17 protein-coding genes are annotated in these 18,643 nt (G+C 65.7%); 16 read left to right on the forward strand and 1 reads right to left on the reverse strand.

The annotated features are described in order from the left end of the window. Positions 1 to 3 precede the first annotated feature (3 nt). The 12 genes from AB0B25_RS15735 to AB0B25_RS15790 all read left to right on the forward strand — a co-directional run bounded on the left by AB0B25_RS15735 (position 4) and on the right by AB0B25_RS15790 (position 12,204). On the forward strand, positions 4 to 1,179 hold the full coding sequence (locus tag AB0B25_RS15735; RefSeq protein ID WP_357179211.1) for an ABC transporter substrate-binding protein: 1,176 nt from the start codon (positions 4 to 6) through the stop codon (positions 1,177 to 1,179). Positions 1,180 to 1,253: 74 nt separating this feature from the next. Next, entirely contained in the window at positions 1,254 to 2,444 is a 1,191-nt protein-coding gene (locus AB0B25_RS15740) for a hypothetical protein (RefSeq protein WP_357179214.1), read from the forward strand. Further along, on the forward strand, positions 2,441 to 2,863 hold the full coding sequence (locus AB0B25_RS15745) for an OB-fold domain-containing protein (RefSeq protein ID WP_357179217.1): 423 nt from the start codon (positions 2,441 to 2,443) through the stop codon (positions 2,861 to 2,863). The genes AB0B25_RS15740 and AB0B25_RS15745 overlap by 4 nt, the downstream gene beginning before the upstream one ends. Next, entirely contained in the window at positions 2,860 to 4,494 is a 1,635-nt protein-coding gene (locus tag AB0B25_RS15750; RefSeq protein ID WP_357179220.1) for an AMP-binding protein, read from the forward strand. The genes AB0B25_RS15745 and AB0B25_RS15750 overlap by 4 nt, the downstream gene beginning before the upstream one ends. Continuing rightward, on the forward strand, positions 4,491 to 5,939 hold the full coding sequence (locus AB0B25_RS15755) for an enoyl-CoA hydratase-related protein (RefSeq protein WP_357179221.1): 1,449 nt from the start codon (positions 4,491 to 4,493) through the stop codon (positions 5,937 to 5,939). Before AB0B25_RS15750 ends, AB0B25_RS15755 begins: the two co-directional genes overlap by 4 nt. After that, the gene (locus AB0B25_RS15760; protein ID WP_357179224.1) at positions 5,932 to 6,660 is read left to right on the forward strand and encodes an SDR family oxidoreductase; all 729 of its coding nucleotides are present in this window, start codon (positions 5,932 to 5,934) and stop codon (positions 6,658 to 6,660) included. Before AB0B25_RS15755 ends, AB0B25_RS15760 begins: the two co-directional genes overlap by 8 nt. Next, positions 6,657 to 7,454: a glucose 1-dehydrogenase gene (locus tag AB0B25_RS15765; RefSeq protein ID WP_357179226.1), complete on the forward strand. Its 798-nt coding sequence runs from the start codon at positions 6,657 to 6,659 to the stop codon at positions 7,452 to 7,454. The genes AB0B25_RS15760 and AB0B25_RS15765 overlap by 4 nt, the downstream gene beginning before the upstream one ends. Before the next feature lie 71 nt (positions 7,455 to 7,525). Beyond that, positions 7,526 to 8,671 carry an acyl-CoA dehydrogenase family protein gene (locus tag AB0B25_RS15770; RefSeq protein WP_357179228.1) on the forward strand — a complete coding sequence of 382 codons (1,146 nt, stop codon included), beginning with the start codon at positions 7,526 to 7,528 and terminating at the stop codon, positions 8,669 to 8,671. Beyond that, positions 8,655 to 9,440: an SDR family NAD(P)-dependent oxidoreductase gene (locus AB0B25_RS15775; protein ID WP_357179231.1), complete on the forward strand. Its 786-nt coding sequence runs from the start codon at positions 8,655 to 8,657 to the stop codon at positions 9,438 to 9,440. The genes AB0B25_RS15770 and AB0B25_RS15775 overlap by 17 nt, the downstream gene beginning before the upstream one ends. Before the next feature lie 25 nt (positions 9,441 to 9,465). After that, entirely contained in the window at positions 9,466 to 9,924 is a 459-nt protein-coding gene (locus tag AB0B25_RS15780) for a MaoC family dehydratase (RefSeq protein WP_357179234.1), read from the forward strand. Then, positions 9,921 to 10,982 carry a phosphotransferase family protein gene (locus AB0B25_RS15785; RefSeq protein ID WP_357179237.1) on the forward strand — a complete coding sequence of 354 codons (1,062 nt, stop codon included), beginning with the start codon at positions 9,921 to 9,923 and terminating at the stop codon, positions 10,980 to 10,982. Before AB0B25_RS15780 ends, AB0B25_RS15785 begins: the two co-directional genes overlap by 4 nt. 1 nt (position 10,983) lies before the next feature. After that, on the forward strand, positions 10,984 to 12,204 hold the full coding sequence (locus AB0B25_RS15790; protein WP_357179239.1) for an acyl-CoA dehydrogenase family protein: 1,221 nt from the start codon (positions 10,984 to 10,986) through the stop codon (positions 12,202 to 12,204). Between the two features lie 15 nt (positions 12,205 to 12,219). Here the strand turns inward: AB0B25_RS15790 and AB0B25_RS15795 are convergent, their stop codons facing one another. Continuing rightward, on the reverse strand, positions 12,220 to 12,459 hold the full coding sequence (locus AB0B25_RS15795) for a hypothetical protein (RefSeq protein ID WP_357179242.1): 240 nt from the start codon (positions 12,457 to 12,459) through the stop codon (positions 12,220 to 12,222). Positions 12,460 to 12,477: 18 nt separating this feature from the next. Between AB0B25_RS15795 and AB0B25_RS15800 the strand changes: the two genes are divergently transcribed. From AB0B25_RS15800 to AB0B25_RS15815, 4 genes are all read left to right on the forward strand, one after another. Then, on the forward strand, positions 12,478 to 13,134 hold the full coding sequence (locus tag AB0B25_RS15800; protein ID WP_357179245.1) for a hypothetical protein: 657 nt from the start codon (positions 12,478 to 12,480) through the stop codon (positions 13,132 to 13,134). A gap of 226 nt (positions 13,135 to 13,360) precedes the next feature. Continuing rightward, a complete protein-coding gene (locus AB0B25_RS15805; RefSeq protein ID WP_357179247.1) occupies positions 13,361 to 14,047 on the forward strand; it encodes an alpha/beta hydrolase in 687 nt (228 codons plus the stop codon). Between the two features lie 1,561 nt (positions 14,048 to 15,608). Further along, on the forward strand, positions 15,609 to 16,613 hold the full coding sequence (locus AB0B25_RS15810) for an LLM class flavin-dependent oxidoreductase (protein ID WP_357179250.1): 1,005 nt from the start codon (positions 15,609 to 15,611) through the stop codon (positions 16,611 to 16,613). Between the two features lie 579 nt (positions 16,614 to 17,192). Next, positions 17,193 to 18,035 carry a hypothetical protein gene (locus AB0B25_RS15815; protein ID WP_357179253.1) on the forward strand — a complete coding sequence of 281 codons (843 nt, stop codon included), beginning with the start codon at positions 17,193 to 17,195 and terminating at the stop codon, positions 18,033 to 18,035. The last annotated feature ends 608 nt before the right edge of the window (positions 18,036 to 18,643 follow it).

Genomic DNA, 18,643 nt, shown 5'->3' on the forward strand with positions numbered 1-18,643 from the left:
TCAATGAACAAGAAGCTGGTTGCCGCCTTGGCAGCTGCATCCATGGCCGCCCTGTCGGCCTGTGGTTCCTCCGCCTCGGGTGGAGGTGGCGGCGGCGGTGACACCGTGAAAGTGGCGTTGATCATCCCCCTGACCGGGGCCTCGGCCAAGACGGCGAAGCAGATGGAGAACGCCGCCAATCTCGCCGTCGCGAAGATCAACCAGGATGGCGGTGTCGACGGCAAGAACATCTCCCTTGAGGTGTACGACGACAAGCTGACCCCCGAGGACGCCACCAAGGAGTCCCAGCGCGCCATCACCCGTGACGGCGCCGTCGCCGTGGTCGGCGCGCAGAGCAGCGGCGAAGCGCTCGCCATCCGTGAGGTCGCGCAGCGCTCCAAGGTCCCGTTCATCACGTCGTCCGCCACTGCCGAATCCGTGACCAAAGACGCAACGTTCACCTACCGCATTGCGCCGCTGCTGACCGACTACGCCAACGGGGTCGTCGACACGGCCAAGGCACTGAACCTCACCAAGCCGGCGGTGCTCAACGACTCGGGCGCGGCGGGCCTACTCCTGAAGGATCTGTTCGAGGCGCGCGCCGCGAAGGTGGGGGTGTCGTTCGCCGGCGCTCCGATCGAGTTCCCGATCAACGGCACCGACGTGTCGGCGCAGGTGTCCAATGCGTCCGGGCTCAAGCCGGACGGTGTGCTGATCGGTGGCTCGGCCGGTAGCGATCACGGCCTGGTGGCCAAGACCATGCTCGAGCAGGGGCTCGACGTGCCGCTGGTGGGCTTCAGCCCGATTCTGGTCAGCGACGCCATCAAGATCGCGGGCAATGCCTACAGCGACCTGCCCGGTGTCTACTCCCTGCAGAACCTCGACCAGAAAAAGGCAGCCACGAAGGCGTTCATGGCCGCGTACCAAGCCAAGTACGGCACAGAGGACCTCACCGAACAGCCGGCGCAGACCTACGACGCGCTGATGATCCTCGCCTCCGCACTCGGGAAGACGAAGGGCAAGGGCGGCCAGGCGTTGGCCGACGCGCTCGACTCCATCGCGCCGTACGAGGGGACCTCCGGCAAGGAGGGCGCGAAGATCCAGTTCACCAAGAACCGGCACGACGGGTTCACCGGTGATTACCTCGTCACCTACAAGATGAACGGCGCGAAGGCCGAGCAGGTCGACCTCACTCGCTGACGATGGACCGGGTGCGCCCCATCAGCGCGGTGTACCCGGACCACTACCACCACTCATCCATCAGAGGAGAACCCTTGTCCGACCCCAGACGGCGCCTGAGTTTTCTCGGGCGCACGGCCCTCGCCGGCGTGGGGATGACCGCGTTGACGAAGGCGTCCGGACGCTCGGTCCTCGCGCTCGCGGTAGAGGCCTGCCGAGGCGCCGCGGACGACGCCGGCCTCGGTCTCGCCGACATCGACGGTGTACTCAGCTTCAGTTTCAACAACGACTCGGTCTCGTCGCAGGCCGTCGCCACCGCGCTCGGGCTGCCCGCGCCGCGCTACCTGGTCGATGTGAGTCTCGGGGGACAGGCGCCGGCCTTCTTGATCATGCAGGCGGCGGCGGCGATCGAATCGGGCATGGCCCGCAACGTGCTGGTCTATCGCGCGCTCAACGGGCGCAGCGGCCAGCGCGTGGGCAGCACCCGCGCTCCCGGCCTCGCGCCGTCGTTCCGCTACCCCTACGGTCTCACGGCCTACCCCCAGTTCATCGCCATGTGGGCGCGGCGCTTCCTGATCGAAACCGGTGGGTCGGAGCTCGACCTCGGTGCCGTCGCCGTGGCCCAGCGTGCCTGGGCGGTCGACAATGATCGGGCGCTGCGGCGTAAGCCGCTGAGCATCGAGCAATACCTCGAGTCGCCGATGGTGGCCGACCCGTTCCGCGCGGTCGACTGCACCACCGAGGCCGACGGCGCCTGCGCCGTCCTGGTCACGTCGCGCGCGCAGGCCATGGACCTGCGCCACGATCCGGTCGTGATCGAGGGTGCGGCCTATGGCACGGGAAAGCGATCGGGCCTGGACGCCGGCGACGCGATGCTGTGGCCCGACCTCACCCGCAACTACACGAGCATCATCGCCGAGGAGTTGTGGAACAGCGCGGGCATGACGGCGACGGACGTCGACATGGCCCAGCTCTACGACTGCTTCTCCAGCAGTGTGCTGCTGGCTATGGAAGGGCTCGGACTCGCCGGTCGTGGCGAGGCGGCGGACATGATCCGGGCGGGCCACACCCAACCGGGTGGGCGTCTTCCGGTCAACACCAACGGCGGCCTGCTCGCCGAGGGCTACCTGCACGGCATGAACACCGTCGCCGAGGCGGTCTATCAGATGCAGGGCCGAGCCGGCGTACGAACCGTGGAAGGAGCGCAGACGTGCGTAGTCACCTCGGGTGCCCTCACCGACGGTTCCGCCTTGGTCCTCGCGCGTCAGCGGCGGGTGGCGGCATGAGCACCGCACCAGCACAGGCACAGCTCACGGGGAACGACCCGGACGCGGACGGCTTCTGGTCGGCGGTCGCCGACGGCGGGCTGCAGTTGCGCCGCTGCACACACTGCGGCGCCTGCTTCGTGCTGCCACTGCCCTCGTGCCCGGAATGCGCGGGCGAACCCGAACTGATTCGCTCCGAGGGACGCGGTGCGCTCTACACCTGGGTGGTGGTGCACCACACGTTCGACGAGGATCTCGCGCGACAGGTGCCCTACGTCGTCGGCGCGGTCGAGCTCGATGAGGGAGCTCGAATCTTCGCGCGGGTCGAGGGGATCGACCTCGCAGCGCTGCAGGCCGACGTGCGGCTGCGGGCGATCTACCCCTCGGATCCGGGGCGGCCACCCATCGTCTTCGTGCCGGAAGAAAGTGGAGTCTCGTGACTGTCAAGACCGTCGGCGTGCACAGCGATGAAGCACAGCGCGGCTACCGGGATCGAGGACACTGGCCCCAGTACACGCTCGGCGAGCGGGTACGGCACTGGGCCGCACAGCGACCGGACGCGATCGCCGTCGTGGACGGGACCGACGGCCGTAGGGTGACCTACCGTCAGCTCGCCGAAGACAGTGCCCGCGTAGCCGCGTGGCTCGTCGCCCGCGGTGTCCAGCCTGGTGACGGGATTTCGGTGCAGCTGCCCAACCGCTACGAGACCGTGGTCATGGACGTCGCCGCGCTGTCGGTGGGCGCCTGCCTGAACCCGCTGCTGCCGAACTACCGCCGCAACGAACTCGAGCACTTTTTGCGAGTCTCCGAGGCCCGGGTGTTCGTCACTCCCTCGACCTACCGACGGTTCGATCACGCCGCACTCGCCGAGCAGCTGTGCGCCGAACTCGGCGGCACGATCGCCCACCTCGTCGTCGACCACGACGGCCACGAGTTCGGTGGCATTCCGTTCGCCGACGCGCTGGCCCACGAACCACTGATCATTTTTCCTCCGGCGCAACCGGACCAGGTCAGTGAACTGATCTTCACCTCCGGGACCGAGTCGCTGCCCAAGGCTGTGATGCACACCGAAGAGACGGTCAACCACTCCGTCGAGGCCACCCTCTCGCACCTGGGCCTCGGTGACGACGACGTCGTGTGGATGCCCTCGCCGGTGGGGCACTCGACCGGCTTCAACTTCGGCGTCCGGCTGGCGCTGGTCGCCGGCGTGCCCGTCGTCCTCCAGGACATCTGGCAGCCGGCCGAGGCAGCACGCCTGATCGAGGAGAACCGGTGTACCTACACGCTGGCCGCCTCGACATTCCTCGCCGATCTGCTGCGTGCGGCGCGCGAGGACGGTCGTGACGTGAGTTCGATGCGCACGTTCGGGTGCGGCGGGGGACCGGTCGCGGCAGAGTTGGTCCGTGAGGCGGCCGCGCACGGCATCCACGTGCTGCGCATCTACGGCTCGACCGAGGGCCTGATCATCTCGTGGAACCAGGCGGATGCGCCGCAGGACAAGCGCGAGGAGACCGACGGTCTCCCACCACAGCACACCGAAGTCGCTGTCTGGGACGAGCAGGGCCGCGAACTCCCTGCGGGCGAGGTCGGCGAGCTGATGGTCCGCGGTCCCAACGTCTGCGTCGGGTTCTTCGACGACCCCGAACGCACCGCCGCCACATTTACGCCGGACGGCTGGCTCAGGTCGGGCGACCTCGGCTTCGTCGATGACGACGGGTACGTGACGGTGTCGGGACGCAAGAAGGAGACGATCATCCGCGGTGGCCTCAATATCGCCCCCAGGGAGATCGAGGATCTGCTCGCCGGGATGCCGGGTGTGCGTGAAGTGGCCGTGATCGGGGTGCAGGACATTCGTTTAGGGGAGATCGTCGGCGTCTGCCTCGTCCCCGAGCCCGGGGAATCGCCGACGCTCGCAGATGTCGTGGACTACCTGGCAGCCAAGCAGCTGGCGAAGTACAAACTGCCCCAGTACATCCAGGTGCTCTCCGAGCTGCCACGCACGCCCACCGGCAAGATCCGCAAGACAGAGTTGGCCTCGTCCATCAACATCGAACGGAACCAGTCCGCATGAATGCATCGACACCGGTCACTGTCCGCGAGGAGTGGGAGCTCGACGGCACCAAGGGCGTTCTGATCCGGCTCAACAGAGCCGAGTTGCGCAACCCGCTCGACCACGACACCGTGCGCGCCCTGCTACGCCACCTCGACGAGGCCGAGCAGGATCCGACAGTTCGAGGTTTCGTCGTGACCGGCACCGGCCCGGCCTTCTCCGCGGGCGGCGACCTGCGCAAGTACGTCGACCTCTACACCCGCCCCGCGCAGTTCAGCGCGTTTCTCGCCGACTTCAAGCAGCTGTGCGAGCGGCTGGAGCGTGGCCCGCTCGTCACGTGTGCCATGGTCAACGGCGCCTGCGTGGCCGGCGGCCTCGAACTCGCGCTGGCCTGCGACTTCATGACGATCGCGGAACAGGCACGGATCGGCGACGGACACCTCGGCTCTGGACAACTGCCCGGAGCCGGTGGTAGCCAACGCCTCGGCCGGGCGATCGGCTGGCAGAAAGCCAAGGAGTGGATGCTGTCCGGGCGCCTCTACTCGGCACGTGAGGCCGAGCGCGTCGGGTTGGTCTCCCTCGTCACCGAGAGCGAGACCTTGGAGTCCATGTCGCTGGCTATGGTGGCGGCGGCGGGCCAACACAGCCCGCTGGCCTACCGCACGCTCAAGCAGCTGATCGACACCGGTCGCCAGGCCAACCTCGACGAGGGGCTCACCCGCGAGGTCGAGTTGGTGCACGAATACGCCACCACGTCCCGCGACGCCACCGAGGGGCTCCTGGCCTTCCTCGAGAAACGCCGCCCCAACTATGACGGCCTGGCCAGCGGGTCGTCGACCTCGCAGCCGCGCACGCAGAAGGGCAATCGCACGCGGGCGCTGCTCAAGGCATCGGCACGCACGGTGTTCGGCCGCAGCGGCTACGGCAACGCCCGCATCTCTGACATCACGGCGCAGGCGAAACTCTCTCAAGGCAGCTTCTACCGCTACTTCACCGACAAGGATGCGGTGCTGCACGACTTGCTCGAGGACCTCCTCCGCGACGTCGTCGAGTTCGCGCGCGACAGTTGGAGCGCCACCGACCCGGCGAGGTCGGTCCGGGTGACCACCCGCAAGTACCTCGAGTTCTACCGGGACAACGCCGACCTCTACGCGCTGCTGATCGAGGTCGCGCAGACCGACCCGCAAGTGCGGCAGATGTGGGGGGACGCACGCGACGCCTTCTATACGCGCATCGCGCGGATGATCCGGCGGTCGCAGGAGAAGGGTATCGCCGGTCCGGAGCTGAACCCCGACTTCATCGCGATGCTGCTCGGCGGGATGACCGAGCAGTACGCCTACGCGTGCTTCGTCGAGGGCCGCTACGCGTCCCTCCCGATCGAGGAGGTCGTCGAGCAGATCTCCATGGTGTGGGCCGACGCGATTTTCCGCGGCGGACCCAAGGGATCGGAGACGGCCGATGAGTGAGGACACGCGTCCCGTGGCGATCGTCTCCGGGGCAGCGCGGGGGATCGGCGCCTCGGTGGTCGAGCGGTTGGTGACAGCAGGGTGGTCGGTCGTGGGAATCGACCTCGACAAGGGGGAGTCCGACGCGACCTGGGTCGCGGGGGACGTCACCGACGAGGACACCTGGCAGCGTGCCCTGGCACTCGCCGCGGACCTCGGTCCGTTGCGGGTGGTGGTGAACAATGCCGGGGCCCAGGGTGCGGGCGGCCGGATCGCCGACACCGAGGTCGAGGAGTTCGATCGTGTCATCGACGTCAACCTCCGCAGCGCGTTCCTGGGCACTCGGCTGGCGCTGCGGCACGCCGTGCCCGGGGGAGCGGTCGTCAACGTGGCCTCCAATGCCGGACTTCGTGGCGTTCCCCGGTTCGGCCCGTACGCCGCGGCCAAGCACGCGGTCATCGGGCTGACCAGGACGGCGGCCCTCGAAGGTGCCCGCAGGCAACTGCGGGTCAACGCGGTGGCCCCCGGCCCGACCGATACCCGGATCATGCAGGCAGTCGCGCGCTCCTTCGACGCAGACTCTCCCGAGACCGCGCTGTCGCGGATGTCCCGAGCCAACCCGATGGGGCGGTTTGCCCAAGTCGAGGAGATCAGCGCGGCCATCAGCTGGCTCGCGGGTCCGGACTCCGCATACGTGAACGGCTGCGTGCTCTCGGTCGACGGCGGACTCACCGCCGCATGACCGAACTACGCACATATCGAACGAAAGGCAACAACGTGAAGGGCAACCTCTTCGACCTCAAGGGCCGCGTAGTCGTGGTCACCGGAGCCTCGAGCGGGCTCGGTGCGCACTTCGCGCGCCGGCTGGCCGGAGAGGGCGCGCGAGTGGTTCTCGCCGCGCGCCGCCGTGATCGGATCGACACGCTGGCGGCGGAACTTCCCGACGCACTGGCCGTCGAGTGTGACGTCACCTCGGAGGACGACTGCGCCAGGCTCGTGGCGTCCACAGTGGAGCGCTATGGCGCCATCGACGTACTCGTCAACAACGCCGGGGTCAGCAAGCCGGCGCGGGTCGAGGACGAGACCGTCGCGGATTTCCGCCGTGTGATCGAGGTCAACCTGGTCGCGACGTATTCACTGAGTCGACACATCGGCACGCTGATGGCCGAGCGTGGTCAGGGGTCGATCGTCAACATCGCCTCGGTCGTCGGGATGGTCGGGCTCGGACGAATGCCCCAGGCGAGCTACGCGGCGAGTAAGGCCGGCGTGGTCAACCTGACGCGTGAGCTGGCAGCGCAGTGGGCGCGCAGCGGCGTCCGGGTGAACGCCATCGCCCCGGGTTTCTTCCCCTCGGAGATGACCGAGGCTCTCTTCAACGACCCGAAGGGCGAGGCGTGGGTCGCCAAGTTGACGCCGATGGGCCGTGGTGGACGTGCGGGGGAGCTCGACGGTGCGCTGCTCTACCTCGCCAGCGACGCGAGCAGTTACGTGACCGGCTCCGTGATCCCGGTCGACGGAGGCTGGACCGCGGTCTGACCGCCCGTCCGTCCGCCTGACGCTTCGTCTCCCACTTCCACCGCACCAGCAGTCCACGACAAGGAGGATCGGTGCTCTCGTCCATCTACGACGACGACCACGAGGCATTTCGGGCCGCCGTGGGCGAGTTCCTCGCCCGCGAGGTCGTCCCACACCTCGACGAATACGCCACCGCGAAGGGCTTTCCGCGCGAACTGTGGAAGAAGGCAGGCCGGCAGGGCCTGCTCGGTCTCGAGGTGCCGGAGGAATACGGCGGGTCCGACGCCCGCGACTACCGCTACAACGCGGTGATGTTCGAGGAACTCTCGCGGGTCAACATGGCGCTGCCCTCCTGCCTGGGCATCCACGCCGACATCGTCGCGCCGTATCTCGTCGGCCTGACCACGCCCGAGCAGCGCGAGCGCTGGCTACCCGGCGTGTGCACTGGCGAACTGCTCACCGCCGTCGGCATGACCGAGCCCTCGGGTGGCTCCGACCTCGCCGCGCTCCGCACCACGGCGGTGCGCGACGGCGACGAGTGGGTGATCAACGGGGCCAAGACCTTCATCACGAACGGCTATTCCGCCGACCTGGTGCTGGTCGCCGCCCGAACCAGCCCCGAGAAGAAGGCCCGCGGCATCACCCTGTTCGCCGTCGAGGCGACCCGGGAAGGCTTCTCCCGCGGCCGCAAACTGGACAAGGTCGGCCAGGACGAGTCCGACACGGCGGAACTGTTCTTCGACGACGTGCGCGTACCCGACGCGAACGTCGTGGGGGAGGTGGACCACGGCTTCATTCACATGATGAACTTCCTGCCCCAGGAGCGATTGCAGTCGGCGGTCACCAACCTCGCCCACGCCGCGCACATCCTCGACGAAACCGTGCAGTATGCGCGCGAGCGCACCGCGTTCGGTCAGTCGATCGGCAGCCTCCAGTACAACAAATTCCTCATCGCCGATCTGGTGACCCGTGTCGAGGTGACCGAGGCCTATGTGCATCAGTGTGTTCTGGCGCACGCGCACGGCAACCTGACGCCCATCGACGCCGCAAAAGCCAAGTGGTGGACAGCGCAAGTGCAGAACGACGTGCTCGACGCATGCGTGCAGTTGTACGGCGGCTACGGGTTCATGAACGAGTACCGCGTCGGCCGGGCCTGGCGCGACGCCCGCGTCACGAAGATCTGGGCTGGTTCCAACGAGATCATGAAGGAGCTGATCGGCCGTGACCTCAAACTCTGACCGCAGTGCCGTCCGCGGCGAGAACCACACGGCGGGCAATGTCACCTTCGACTTCACCGGCCGAACGGTGGTCGTCACCGGCGCGGCGCGGGGCATCGGTCGGGAGATCGGCCGCGCCTTCCACGCCTCAGGGGCTACCGTCTACCTCGTCGACCGGGATGCCGACGAGGTCGCAGCAGCCGCCGACGACCTCGGGGTCCGTGGACTCGCGGTGGACGTGAGCAGCACTGAGCAGGTGGAAGCTGCCGTCGAGCAGGTCGTGGCCGAGACCGGACATCTCGACGTGGTCGTCAACAACGCCGGCATCCTGCGCGACAACGTGCTGTGGAAGCTCACCGATGCGGACTGGGACCAGGTTCTCGGCGTCCACGTCGGCGGCACCTACCGGTTCCTCCGGGCAGCGGTACCGCACTTCCGAGCCCAGCGGCGCGGTCGCGTCGTCAACGTCACCTCCTACACCGGCCTGCACGGCAACATCGGCCAGGCCAACTACGCGACCGCGAAGGCCGGGATCATCGGCATGACGAAGACGGCGGCCAAAGAACTCGCTCGGTTCGGGGTCACCGTCAACGCGATCTCCCCCAACGCCGAGACCCGGATGATCGCCTCCATCCCCGAGACCAAGCGCGCCGAACTCACCGCCGGCATCCCGATGGGACGCTTCGCCGACCCGTCCGAGATGTGCGCGGCCGTGCAGTTCCTCTCGTCCGACGAAGCGGGTTACATCACCGGCGTCGTCGTCCCGGTCGACGGCGGGCTGTCGATGTGACCGCCGACCATCGCAGGAGGGAATCATGCTGCAACTGAGCTTCGACGAGCTGGACGATCAGAACGGCGTACCACTCGGCGCCACGGACTGGATCGAGGTCTCCCAGTCCGATATCGACTCGTTCGCGCGCATCACCCGTGACGCACAGTGGATCCACGTCGACCCCGACCGCGCCGCCCAGGGGCCGTTCGGCCGCACCATCGCGCACGGCTACCTGACGCTGTCCTACGCCTCGCACTTCCTGGAGGAGTTGCTGCACGTGGACGGCGCGACCAATGTAGTCAACTACGGTGTCAATCGGGTGCGGTTCCCCGCCCCGGTGCCGTCCCAGGCCAAGCTGCGCGGCCGTGGCGAGTTGCTGGACGTCGAGTCGAAGGGCGCCGCCCGCCACGCCCGCATCGCGATGACGATCGAGATCGAGAACGGCGACCGGCCGGCCTGTGTGGCCGAGGTGCTGGTGCGCTACGCACGGGACGAAGGATGAGTGACATCGGTCAGAACTCGCTACCGACGGAGCGTCCCGCCGACCTGCCCGGCTTGGACCTGGGCCGACTGTCCGGCTGGCTGGACCGGACGCTGCCCGCTGGTCGATCCGGCGAACTCACCGCGCGAGCGCTGACCGGAGGCCGGTCGAATCTCACCTACCTGGTCACCGACGGCACCGACTCCTGGGTGCTCCGCCGCCCGCCAGTGGGCGAGGTACTCGCGACCGCCCACGATGTCGCCAGGGAGCACCGAGTGCTCGCGGCGCTCGCCGACACGGATGTGCCGGTGCCGCGGGTATTCGGGCTCTGTGCCGACCCTGCGATACTCGGCGCTCCGTTCTACGTCATGGAGCACGTAGTCGGTACGACCTACCGCGATGCCTCCGACTTGGCGCCCCTGCGCCCCACCCGCACCCGCGCGATCTCGGAGAGTCTGGTGGACACCCTCGCCCTCGTGCACTCGGTGGATGTGCAGGCCGTCGGACTCGACACGCTCGGGCGTCCCCAGGGCTTTCTCGCTCGGCAGGTCCGCCGCTGGGCAGCGCAGCTCGAGGCGTCCGAGACCCCGGCGATCGCACTGGCCCGCACCGTGCACCGGCAGCTGGAAGAGCGGGTGCCCGCGGACAATCTGCCGGGAATCGTGCACGGCGACTACCGCCTCGACAACGTGCTCGTGGCACCGGACGACCGCACCCTCGCAGTCATCGACTGGGAAATGGCGAGCTGCGGCGACACGATCACCGACCTGGCACTGCTCGTCGTCTACCAGCGCACTGCGAGAATCGCCGAGGGCATGGTGGTGCCCACCGCATCGTCGGCGCCAGGATTCCTCACCGAACAAGAGATCGTCGAGCGTTACCAACGGTCCTCGGCACGCGATTTGAACCGGTTCGGGTTCTACCTCGGACTTGCGTCGTTCAAGCTGGCGGGCATCATCGCGGGCATCCACCAGCGCTACCTCAACGGCCAGGTCACCGGTCCGGGTGTCGACAAGGTCGGCGCTATGGTCGAGCCGCTGCTCGAGGCCGGACTCAGCACACTTCGGGAGGACGACTGACATGCACTTCGACTACGACCGCACGACCAAGGACCTCATCGCGAGGGTGCTCGAGTTCATGAACGAGGAGGTTCATCCGGCGGAGGAGACCTTCGCCGCGGAGATGGACCAGCTCGAGGACCGCTGGGCTTGGACACGCACCCCCGTGATCGCCCGGCTGCGCGCCGAGGCGCGCTCGCGCGGGCTCTGGAACCTGTTCCTGCCCGGGCAGTCCGGCGCCGGTCTCACCAACCTCCAGTACGCGCCGCTCGCCGAGATCAGCGGACGGAGTCTTCAGTTGGCTCCACCAGCGATGAACTGCGCGGCGCCCGACACCGGCAACATCGAGGTGCTGGAGATGTTCGGCACTCCCGAACAGAAGCAACGGTGGCTGGAGCCGCTGCTGGCAGGGCAGATCCGGTCGGGGTTCGCCATGACCGAGCCCGACGTGGCTTCGTCGGACGCGACCAACATTTCGACTCGCATCCTGCGCGACGGCGACAGCTACGTGATCAACGGGCGCAAATGGTGGACGACCGGCGCCATGAACCCTGACGCGCAGATCCTGATCGTGATGGGCAAGACCGATCCGGAGGCGGACCGTCATCGCCAGCAGAGCCAGATCATTGTCCCGAGGGACACGCCGGGCATCGAGTTCAAGCGCGGTATGCAGGTCTTCGGCTACGACGACCGCGAGCACGGTGGCCACGCGGAGATCGTGTTTCACGATGTCCGCGTCCCGGTCGAGAATCTCATCGGTGGAGAGGGCGACGGTTTCGCCATCGCACAGGCCCGGCTCGGCCCCGGCCGCATTCACCACTGTATGCGCTCGATCGGCCTGGCCGAGCGGGCGGTGGAGCTGATGTGCGACCGGGCCAATCAGCGCGTCGCCTTCGGCAAGCCGCTGGCTCAGCAGGGCGTGATCCGCGACTGGATCGCGGAGTCACGGGTGCGCATCGAACAGCTCCGGCTACTTGTGCTCAAGACCGCCTGGTTGATGGACACGGTCGGTAACAAGGGCGCCCACACCGAGATTCAGGCGATCAAGATCGCGACGCCGCGCACTGTCGAGTGGATCCTCGACAAGGCGATCCAGGTCCACGGTGCGGGCGGCCTCTCGCAGGACTTCCCGCTGGCGGCGTCGTACGCCAACATCAGGTCGCTCCGGTTCGCCGACGGCCCCGACGAGACCCACAAGAATTCGCTGGCGCGCCATGAACTTCGCAAGCGGCTGAGCGCGTAGGCCCACCGCGAGTGGTCAGCGCCGCCGAAACAAACGTCGGATGCGCCCGCGCACACCGAAGACGTCCCGCAGTGCCGGAGCGGCGGTTTCGTCGGCTGCCGGGGCCGACGTCGCTTGGGCGTATCGGACGTGCAGTTGTTCGCGGACCTGGTCCGGGGTGTACGCACGGCGGCGCCGCTCGGCGCGCACAATGACCACACCGGTGGCGACCACACCGGCCGCGCCCGCCAATCCCACTGCCTTCCACCACCTCATACCGCATAGGCTACGGCCATGACGGGTACGGGCATCAGTCTGGATCGAGCGCTGGAACTCACCAGAACCGGCGACATTTGGCTTTTCCGTGGTCATTCGGTGGTCGACCGGGCGATCCGGATGACGACGAACAGTCCGGTGAACCATGTCGGGATGTCGGTCGTGATCGATGATCTGCCTGCGTTGATCTGGCATGCGGAACTCGGCCGGTCACTCCCCGATATGTGGTCGGGAGTCGCGCACCGTGGCGTCCAGTTGCACAATCTGCGCGATGCCGTGTTGGTGTGGGCCCACCGCTATGGTCAGCAGGCTTGGTTGCGACAATTGAACCAGCCGGTCACTCGCGAAATGGACGACAGTCTACTGCGCACCATCGCCCGGCTCGACGGAACTCCGTTCCCATCCACCGCCGGTCTCGCCGGGCGCTGGCTACGCGGCCGGGCGCGCCTCCCGCGCCACAAGCCGCGCCGGGCAGCCGCCCGAGAGTTGGAAAGCGCGTATTGCGCGGAGATCGTGGCTGTGACCTATGAGGCGATGGGACTGCTGCCGCAGCACCGGAGTCCCAACTGGTATGACCCCGGACGATTCTGGAGCGGAGACCGACTGCGGCTCTCTGCTGGATATGAACTGGGTGGCGAGATTGCCGTTCGGACACCGGCGGAGACAAACTCCTGACCACCGAGTTCGCGATGTCACCTGGTGAATCCACTGCAGCGCAGCACTTCTGAGCCATTCCGCGCTGGAGGAATCGTATCGATTCCGACTGATTGATCGACTTGGATCGACGAACTTTTGGTCGGGTGGTCACCGGGCGTAGGAGTTGTGCGGAGTGTTCGGACTGATGCTGTCGGACCCCTCGCCTACTGTTGCGAGCGCATCCTGAACCCGCAAGGAGAACGACATGAACCCGGATCTGCACTCGACGCCGATCCTGTTCCTCAGTGGAGCAGGTCTTCCCGCCTGGATCTGGGACGCGGTCCGAGCGGACCTGCCTGTGGAGTCGGTTGTGGCGGCGTATCCGAAGCGCGTCGACGCAAGTCTCGATGACTATGTGTCCTCCGTGTTGGCGCAGGCTCCGGATGGTTCGTTCACGATCGTGGCCCATTCGATCGGTGGTGTCGTGGCAAGTCAGATCATGGCGAAGGCACCTGAGCGCGTTGCCGGGCTGCTCGGGGTCGCCGCGTCGTTCCCCGCTGCCGGAACGTCGTTCCTTGCGGCATCACCTGCGCCGCAGCGTATTGCGGTCGGCCTTGTCATGCGTGTCGCGGGAACTCGTCCTCCCGAGCGAGCGATCCGCTCGGCGCTGTGCGCCGGCCTCGACGAAGGCGACACCGATCGCATTGTCGCGGAGTTCGAGCCGGAATCTCAGCACCTGTATCGGGACAAGGTGTCCAGGAGAACGTTCCCGGTGGGCAGCGGGTATGTCGTGACCACGGCGGACCGACAGTTGTCCGCCGCGACGCAATATCGGTATGCGGCCGAACTCGGCACCGGATTCCGTCGTGAGCTGGCCACCGGGCATCTGCCGATGCTGCAGGATTCCGCTTCGCTGGCGAAGGTCGTTCAGGAGTTCACTGCCACCGCGTGAAACCATCGACACCTGCGCGGAACACCTATCCCGGGGGAGACATCACTGTCGGCGGTTGCCGCTTTCCGCCGTGCAGCCAGGAATTCGCCGGCATATTCGAGCGTTACTGGGGAGCGATCGGCGTTGTCGCAGCAGCCAATATGGTGTGACTGTGACCGCACCCGTTCGGGCCGGACGGTAGCTCTGGGTGCCGGTCCAGAGCCATATAGCCGAGCCCATCACCACGCAATCCAGCAGAGCGCGCCGAGCGCCGGCGGCAGCCCCATCGGCCCCCTGAGCCGAAACCCGTTGGCCCACCAGCGCCGCGCAGGCCTGCGCGCGACCCGCCGCGGTTTCGACGGGTTCGTTCTACAGCTCCTGGTTCTCGAGCAACGAGGCCACGACCTCCGTGCGCGAGTGAATTCAGCCGGCGACGGCGAGGGAGTTCACCGAAACCACGCGATTCCAGCGCACCAGATTATCGCGCGTCGTTCACGCCGACCGCGATGACTATCCTCGAAATCAACTCGAATACAATGTATCCCAGCAATTTCACCATCCGCTGGCCCAGTTCTCGCTGTGACTGCGACAGCTAGTCGTGTCGCGATCTCGGTGTCGCGGGCCAGTTCGTCAAAGGTCTGCGCCCCCTCCGCCGACGGCGTCGCGCCCAACCGGGAGCGCTCCCGCTAGGGCGTTCCGATCACCTAGATCGTGCCAAATCTATTTGCATACACAGAAATATATGCAACTATCTTTGCATATATTTTGGAGGTGCCACCTCCGCTCGACACCTCGACCACGACCGGGATCCGCATGACAGTCACCGCTACCGACGTCTCGCTGTAGGCATCGCGCCCGTCCTCCGGCGTGCGCCCGACCGCCGCGCGCCGCGCCCGAGGGCTCGAACCGACATCGGTACACAGATGCCTAGCCGGCCGGCCGTGTCTGCCGAAATAACGCCTGCGGTCACGCACCGGCACCGCTGTGCATGAAATTCGGATCAACAGCAACAGATTCACCCGAAGATTGGCAAGTAGATGGAACCGCCTCTGCGGCGCGCGCAACCCGATTTCCTACAAAACGATCACGACATATCAAAGGCGAAGCCTCGGTTAAAGTATAAATCTATCGGACGCCTATTGTAGGCAACATCTCACGCCATTGCAGATTGACATCGTCAAGAGCTTTCGCAATTATTTCACGAGGCTCGATCCGCATCGCAACTCGAAACTGGAGGAGGCATTCTCCCGGATCTCCTCTCAGTCCGGGAGAATGCCACGTCGGATGCCGAGCTACTCGCGAACGCCTTGCCTTCCGCCCGGACTATCACCTGCCGTGCGTTGGAACGACAGTGACCGCTTCCCCGCCTACGGCTCATCCGAGGGAGTTCGACGCCGCCTACTGCGTTCGAATCCTGACCTCTGAGCCGGCGATGTCTCGACTGTCGAGCCGGCAGCGAGCGCAGGACGGTTCAGGTCGCGTGCACTGTTCGGGTCCTCTGAGTGAACCGCGCAGGTTGTGGCACAGCTCCGCGCTGGACGACAGTCTTGATCACCACCGGACCCACACGCGAGGAACGAGCATGACGATCAGGACCGAGGTCGGCGTACGGCTGCCCGCTTGCCTTCCCGTGCCGGCGATGGCCGAGGCGGCACGCGTCGCGGAGGACCTCGGTTTCGCCCAGATTTGGATTCCCGATTCGCAATTGCTCTGGCGCGATGCGTTCATGGTCGCGGGCGCGTGCATCGCATCCACCAGCGAGATCAGCGTCGGCACCGCCGTCACCAACGTGGTGACCAGGCATCCGAGTGTCGTCGCGTCGGCAGCGCGAACCGTTGCCGAACAGGCGCCCGGGCGCTTTTCCCTGGGCCTCGGAACCGGAGACAGCTCGGTGGAACCGATCGGATTGCGCGCCAGTTCGCAGCGGGAATTGCGGCAGGGCATAGCGATGATCCGTGCCTTGAGCGGGGGAGAGACATACAACTTCGGAGAGGTGAGCGGACGGCTGCGCGAGCCGACGAGCTTTCCCGTGGTGGTAGCGGCGAGCGGACCGAAGAACCTCAGGTTCGCCGGGACGGAAGCGGATGGCGCAATCGTACTCAGCGGTGTGTCGACTCCGGCATTGACCGACAGCGTCAACCTGGTCACCGAGGGTGCGCGCGCCGCAGGACGCGCTCCGATTCCGATCACCGCATCGGCGTTCTGTCGGATCACCGATGACATCGAGAAGGACGCGCGATCACTCAAACCGATTATCGCGGGTATCGCGCAGCGTGGTGGCGCACGCTCGCTGAAGATCGCCGACATCGACATTCAGGTTCCTGAACGCATCGAGGGGGTCTATCCCGACCTCATTCACGCGGAGGACTGGAATGCAGCCGTAGACCGATGCGGGGAATGGATCAGCGACCGCGATGCAGTGAAATACGCACGCGAATTCTGCCTCTTCGGTACTGCTGACGAGGTGCGGGCGGGAATAGCCCGCGCCACCGACGCGGGTGCGACACGGATCCTGCTGCAGCACGTCGGCTCCTACGACCTGCCCTACGAGATGATGGAAAGCTTCGCCGAGTCCTGCCTGTCGTGAGGTGGGAGGGGCTGGTATGGCCTACAACGGCGACGACATGTGGACGCGCTACCCCACCAGAAGCGACAGGCAGAGGGTGTGCGCGGGAGTAGGCGGCCGGTGTACGCGCCGATACAGCGCAAGTACTGCGGCGGCAGGGACCCCTTCTCGGATGCTGCAGACAATCGAACACGCTGGTAGACAGCCACTTTGGCTATAGCAAGCATATTGTGACCTTCAATGGGTCGGGCCATGATCCAGATAAGTGACGAGTCGGCGGGTTGGCAATCGCTTTCGTTCACAGGATTGATCCTCATATGTAAGCTTCTCCCGTGTGCAAGCGCATGCGACCGGGCGCGGAGAATTGGTGGGCGCGTGACAACGACGACTGGAAGCCGAATCACGGTTTCTTGGAACTACTGCAGACGCGTACCACGGAGCGGGCCGCCGCCGGCACGCCTTCGGCAGGAGGGCTCCGTGGCCGCCGAGTCTCGCTCACGACTCCATCTGTGGCTGGTTGATGAAGGCCCACAAGTGCGCCGAAGACCTGTTGAACGTGCGCCGCGGCCGAATCTTTCGCTGCGGTGAGGTGGCACGACTTTGTCCATCAGCAGACAATTGATAGAGGCAGTGTCCGCTGCTCGGAATCAATTGAGCGCGGCTATCAAGAAGGCGAGCACTGCCCTGTCGCGCAAAGTCCGCGGAGTCGGCTCTACCGCAGACAGTTCGGCTCATACTTTTGGGGCACAAGACATACGTAACCGAGACTCATTCGACGAGTTCGACGAGTTCGACGACCTGAGTGCTCTGATGCGTGCCGTACAAGAACCGGCCGGAGAACTTGTTGTCACAGGACTGGGTCGGGATGTCGATATTCGACTTGCCGCAACACCGAAAACCATGGCAAAGGCGAGAGCGCTACTCGAGGACGAGTGGACAATCCGATATGGTCCGAAAGGGAGAGGTTCTGCTAGCGTCGAATCTCAAAAGCGGATCACTATAGACGGCAAGTACAAAGGCGATGTCGAAGAGGTGATGAGGAGCCTGTCGCATGAATTCGGTCACGCATCGTACCCCGATGATATTCCTTTTCCGGAGATGGAGGACGAATTTTTGCAGTGGCATGAAATAGCAAAGCGGCATCGCGCCCTCGGGGAAGGAGAAGCCACTCTCTCGGTGGACGAAGCCGCACTGGAAGCCCATGCACGTGGAATTACTGCCGCGATCCGCGCATCGGGCAAATTGCGAGATATTTGTGACCAACACTGGCGGGGAGAAATTTCACGCGATGACGCAAGAGAGAAGATCGCGGAAGCATTCCAACATCGCCGCCCCGCGAGCGGTAAATATTCGTCGTACGCAGAGAAATGGTATAAGGAACACCTGGATGGTTGGGAACGGTTTCGTAAGGCGGGCATCGTGACATCCCGTGCACCCGAGTGAAGATACATGAGGACGGGGTGAATCAACATGGCTCACCATCATGAAACAACGGGAGCAAGTCCGGATATGCGGATATTTCAGGGATTTCCGACAATCCGGGTGACGGCTCATCGAGGCGCCGAATCGCGCCGACGATAGCGCTGACCACGCCATCGCCGCATTCGCCGTTTGTTCGCTGCGCCGCTGCTGGAACGCCACCGGCGCCACCGAACTATCCGCCGCCCCCGATCCCATGCTCATCGCCGACGTCGACCCCACCAGCTACCGGCAGAGCCTTGCCGTAACCACTGCGCGCACCTCCGATGGAGAAGCTCGACCTGGTGAACAAACTGCTCCCGGAATTTCTGAATCCGTTTGCCTGCATGCTGCCGACTGCTCATGAATAGGATGGATTCCCGCGGGAAGTGTCATGATGTAGCACTGCGGGACAGCCCCGATTTCGGATCGATGAACTACGCCACGACAACATACCTACCGGTCGCTCGAAGGTCTGCGAGACAACCCGCCTGGTCCAGCCCAGTCGGCTCGAAGTGCGACGATCGCGTCGAAGTGCGGATTCACCTCTGTACGGATATCTTCACGAGGCATCATCGTTTCAGATTGGATGA

The organism is Nocardia sp. NPDC049190 (assembly GCF_040648115.1).
Lineage (GTDB): Bacteria > Actinomycetota > Actinomycetes > Mycobacteriales > Mycobacteriaceae > Nocardia.

What these genes read in the sequence shown, in the direction of transcription:
- AB0B25_RS15735 (WP_357179211.1), top strand. Translation starts at nt 4, where the DNA reads ATGAACAAGAAGCTGGTTGCCGCCTTGGCAGCTGCATCCATGGCCGCC.
- AB0B25_RS15745 (WP_357179217.1), top strand. Translation starts at nt 2,441, where the DNA reads ATGAGCACCGCACCAGCACAGGCACAGCTCACGGGGAACGACCCGGAC.
- AB0B25_RS15755 (WP_357179221.1), top strand. Translation starts at nt 4,491, where the DNA reads ATGAATGCATCGACACCGGTCACTGTCCGCGAGGAGTGGGAGCTCGAC.
- AB0B25_RS15760 (WP_357179224.1), top strand. Translation starts at nt 5,932, where the DNA reads ATGAGTGAGGACACGCGTCCCGTGGCGATCGTCTCCGGGGCAGCGCGG.
- AB0B25_RS15765 (WP_357179226.1), top strand. Translation starts at nt 6,657, where the DNA reads ATGACCGAACTACGCACATATCGAACGAAAGGCAACAACGTGAAGGGC.
- AB0B25_RS15780 (WP_357179234.1), top strand. Translation starts at nt 9,466, where the DNA reads ATGCTGCAACTGAGCTTCGACGAGCTGGACGATCAGAACGGCGTACCA.
- AB0B25_RS15785 (WP_357179237.1), top strand. Translation starts at nt 9,921, where the DNA reads ATGAGTGACATCGGTCAGAACTCGCTACCGACGGAGCGTCCCGCCGAC.
- AB0B25_RS15790 (WP_357179239.1), top strand. Translation starts at nt 10,984, where the DNA reads ATGCACTTCGACTACGACCGCACGACCAAGGACCTCATCGCGAGGGTG.
- AB0B25_RS15795 (WP_357179242.1), bottom strand. Translation starts at nt 12,459, where the DNA reads ATGAGGTGGTGGAAGGCAGTGGGATTGGCGGGCGCGGCCGGTGTGGTC.
- AB0B25_RS15800 (WP_357179245.1), top strand. Translation starts at nt 12,478, where the DNA reads ATGACGGGTACGGGCATCAGTCTGGATCGAGCGCTGGAACTCACCAGA.
- AB0B25_RS15805 (WP_357179247.1), top strand. Translation starts at nt 13,361, where the DNA reads ATGAACCCGGATCTGCACTCGACGCCGATCCTGTTCCTCAGTGGAGCA.
- AB0B25_RS15810 (WP_357179250.1), top strand. Translation starts at nt 15,609, where the DNA reads ATGACGATCAGGACCGAGGTCGGCGTACGGCTGCCCGCTTGCCTTCCC.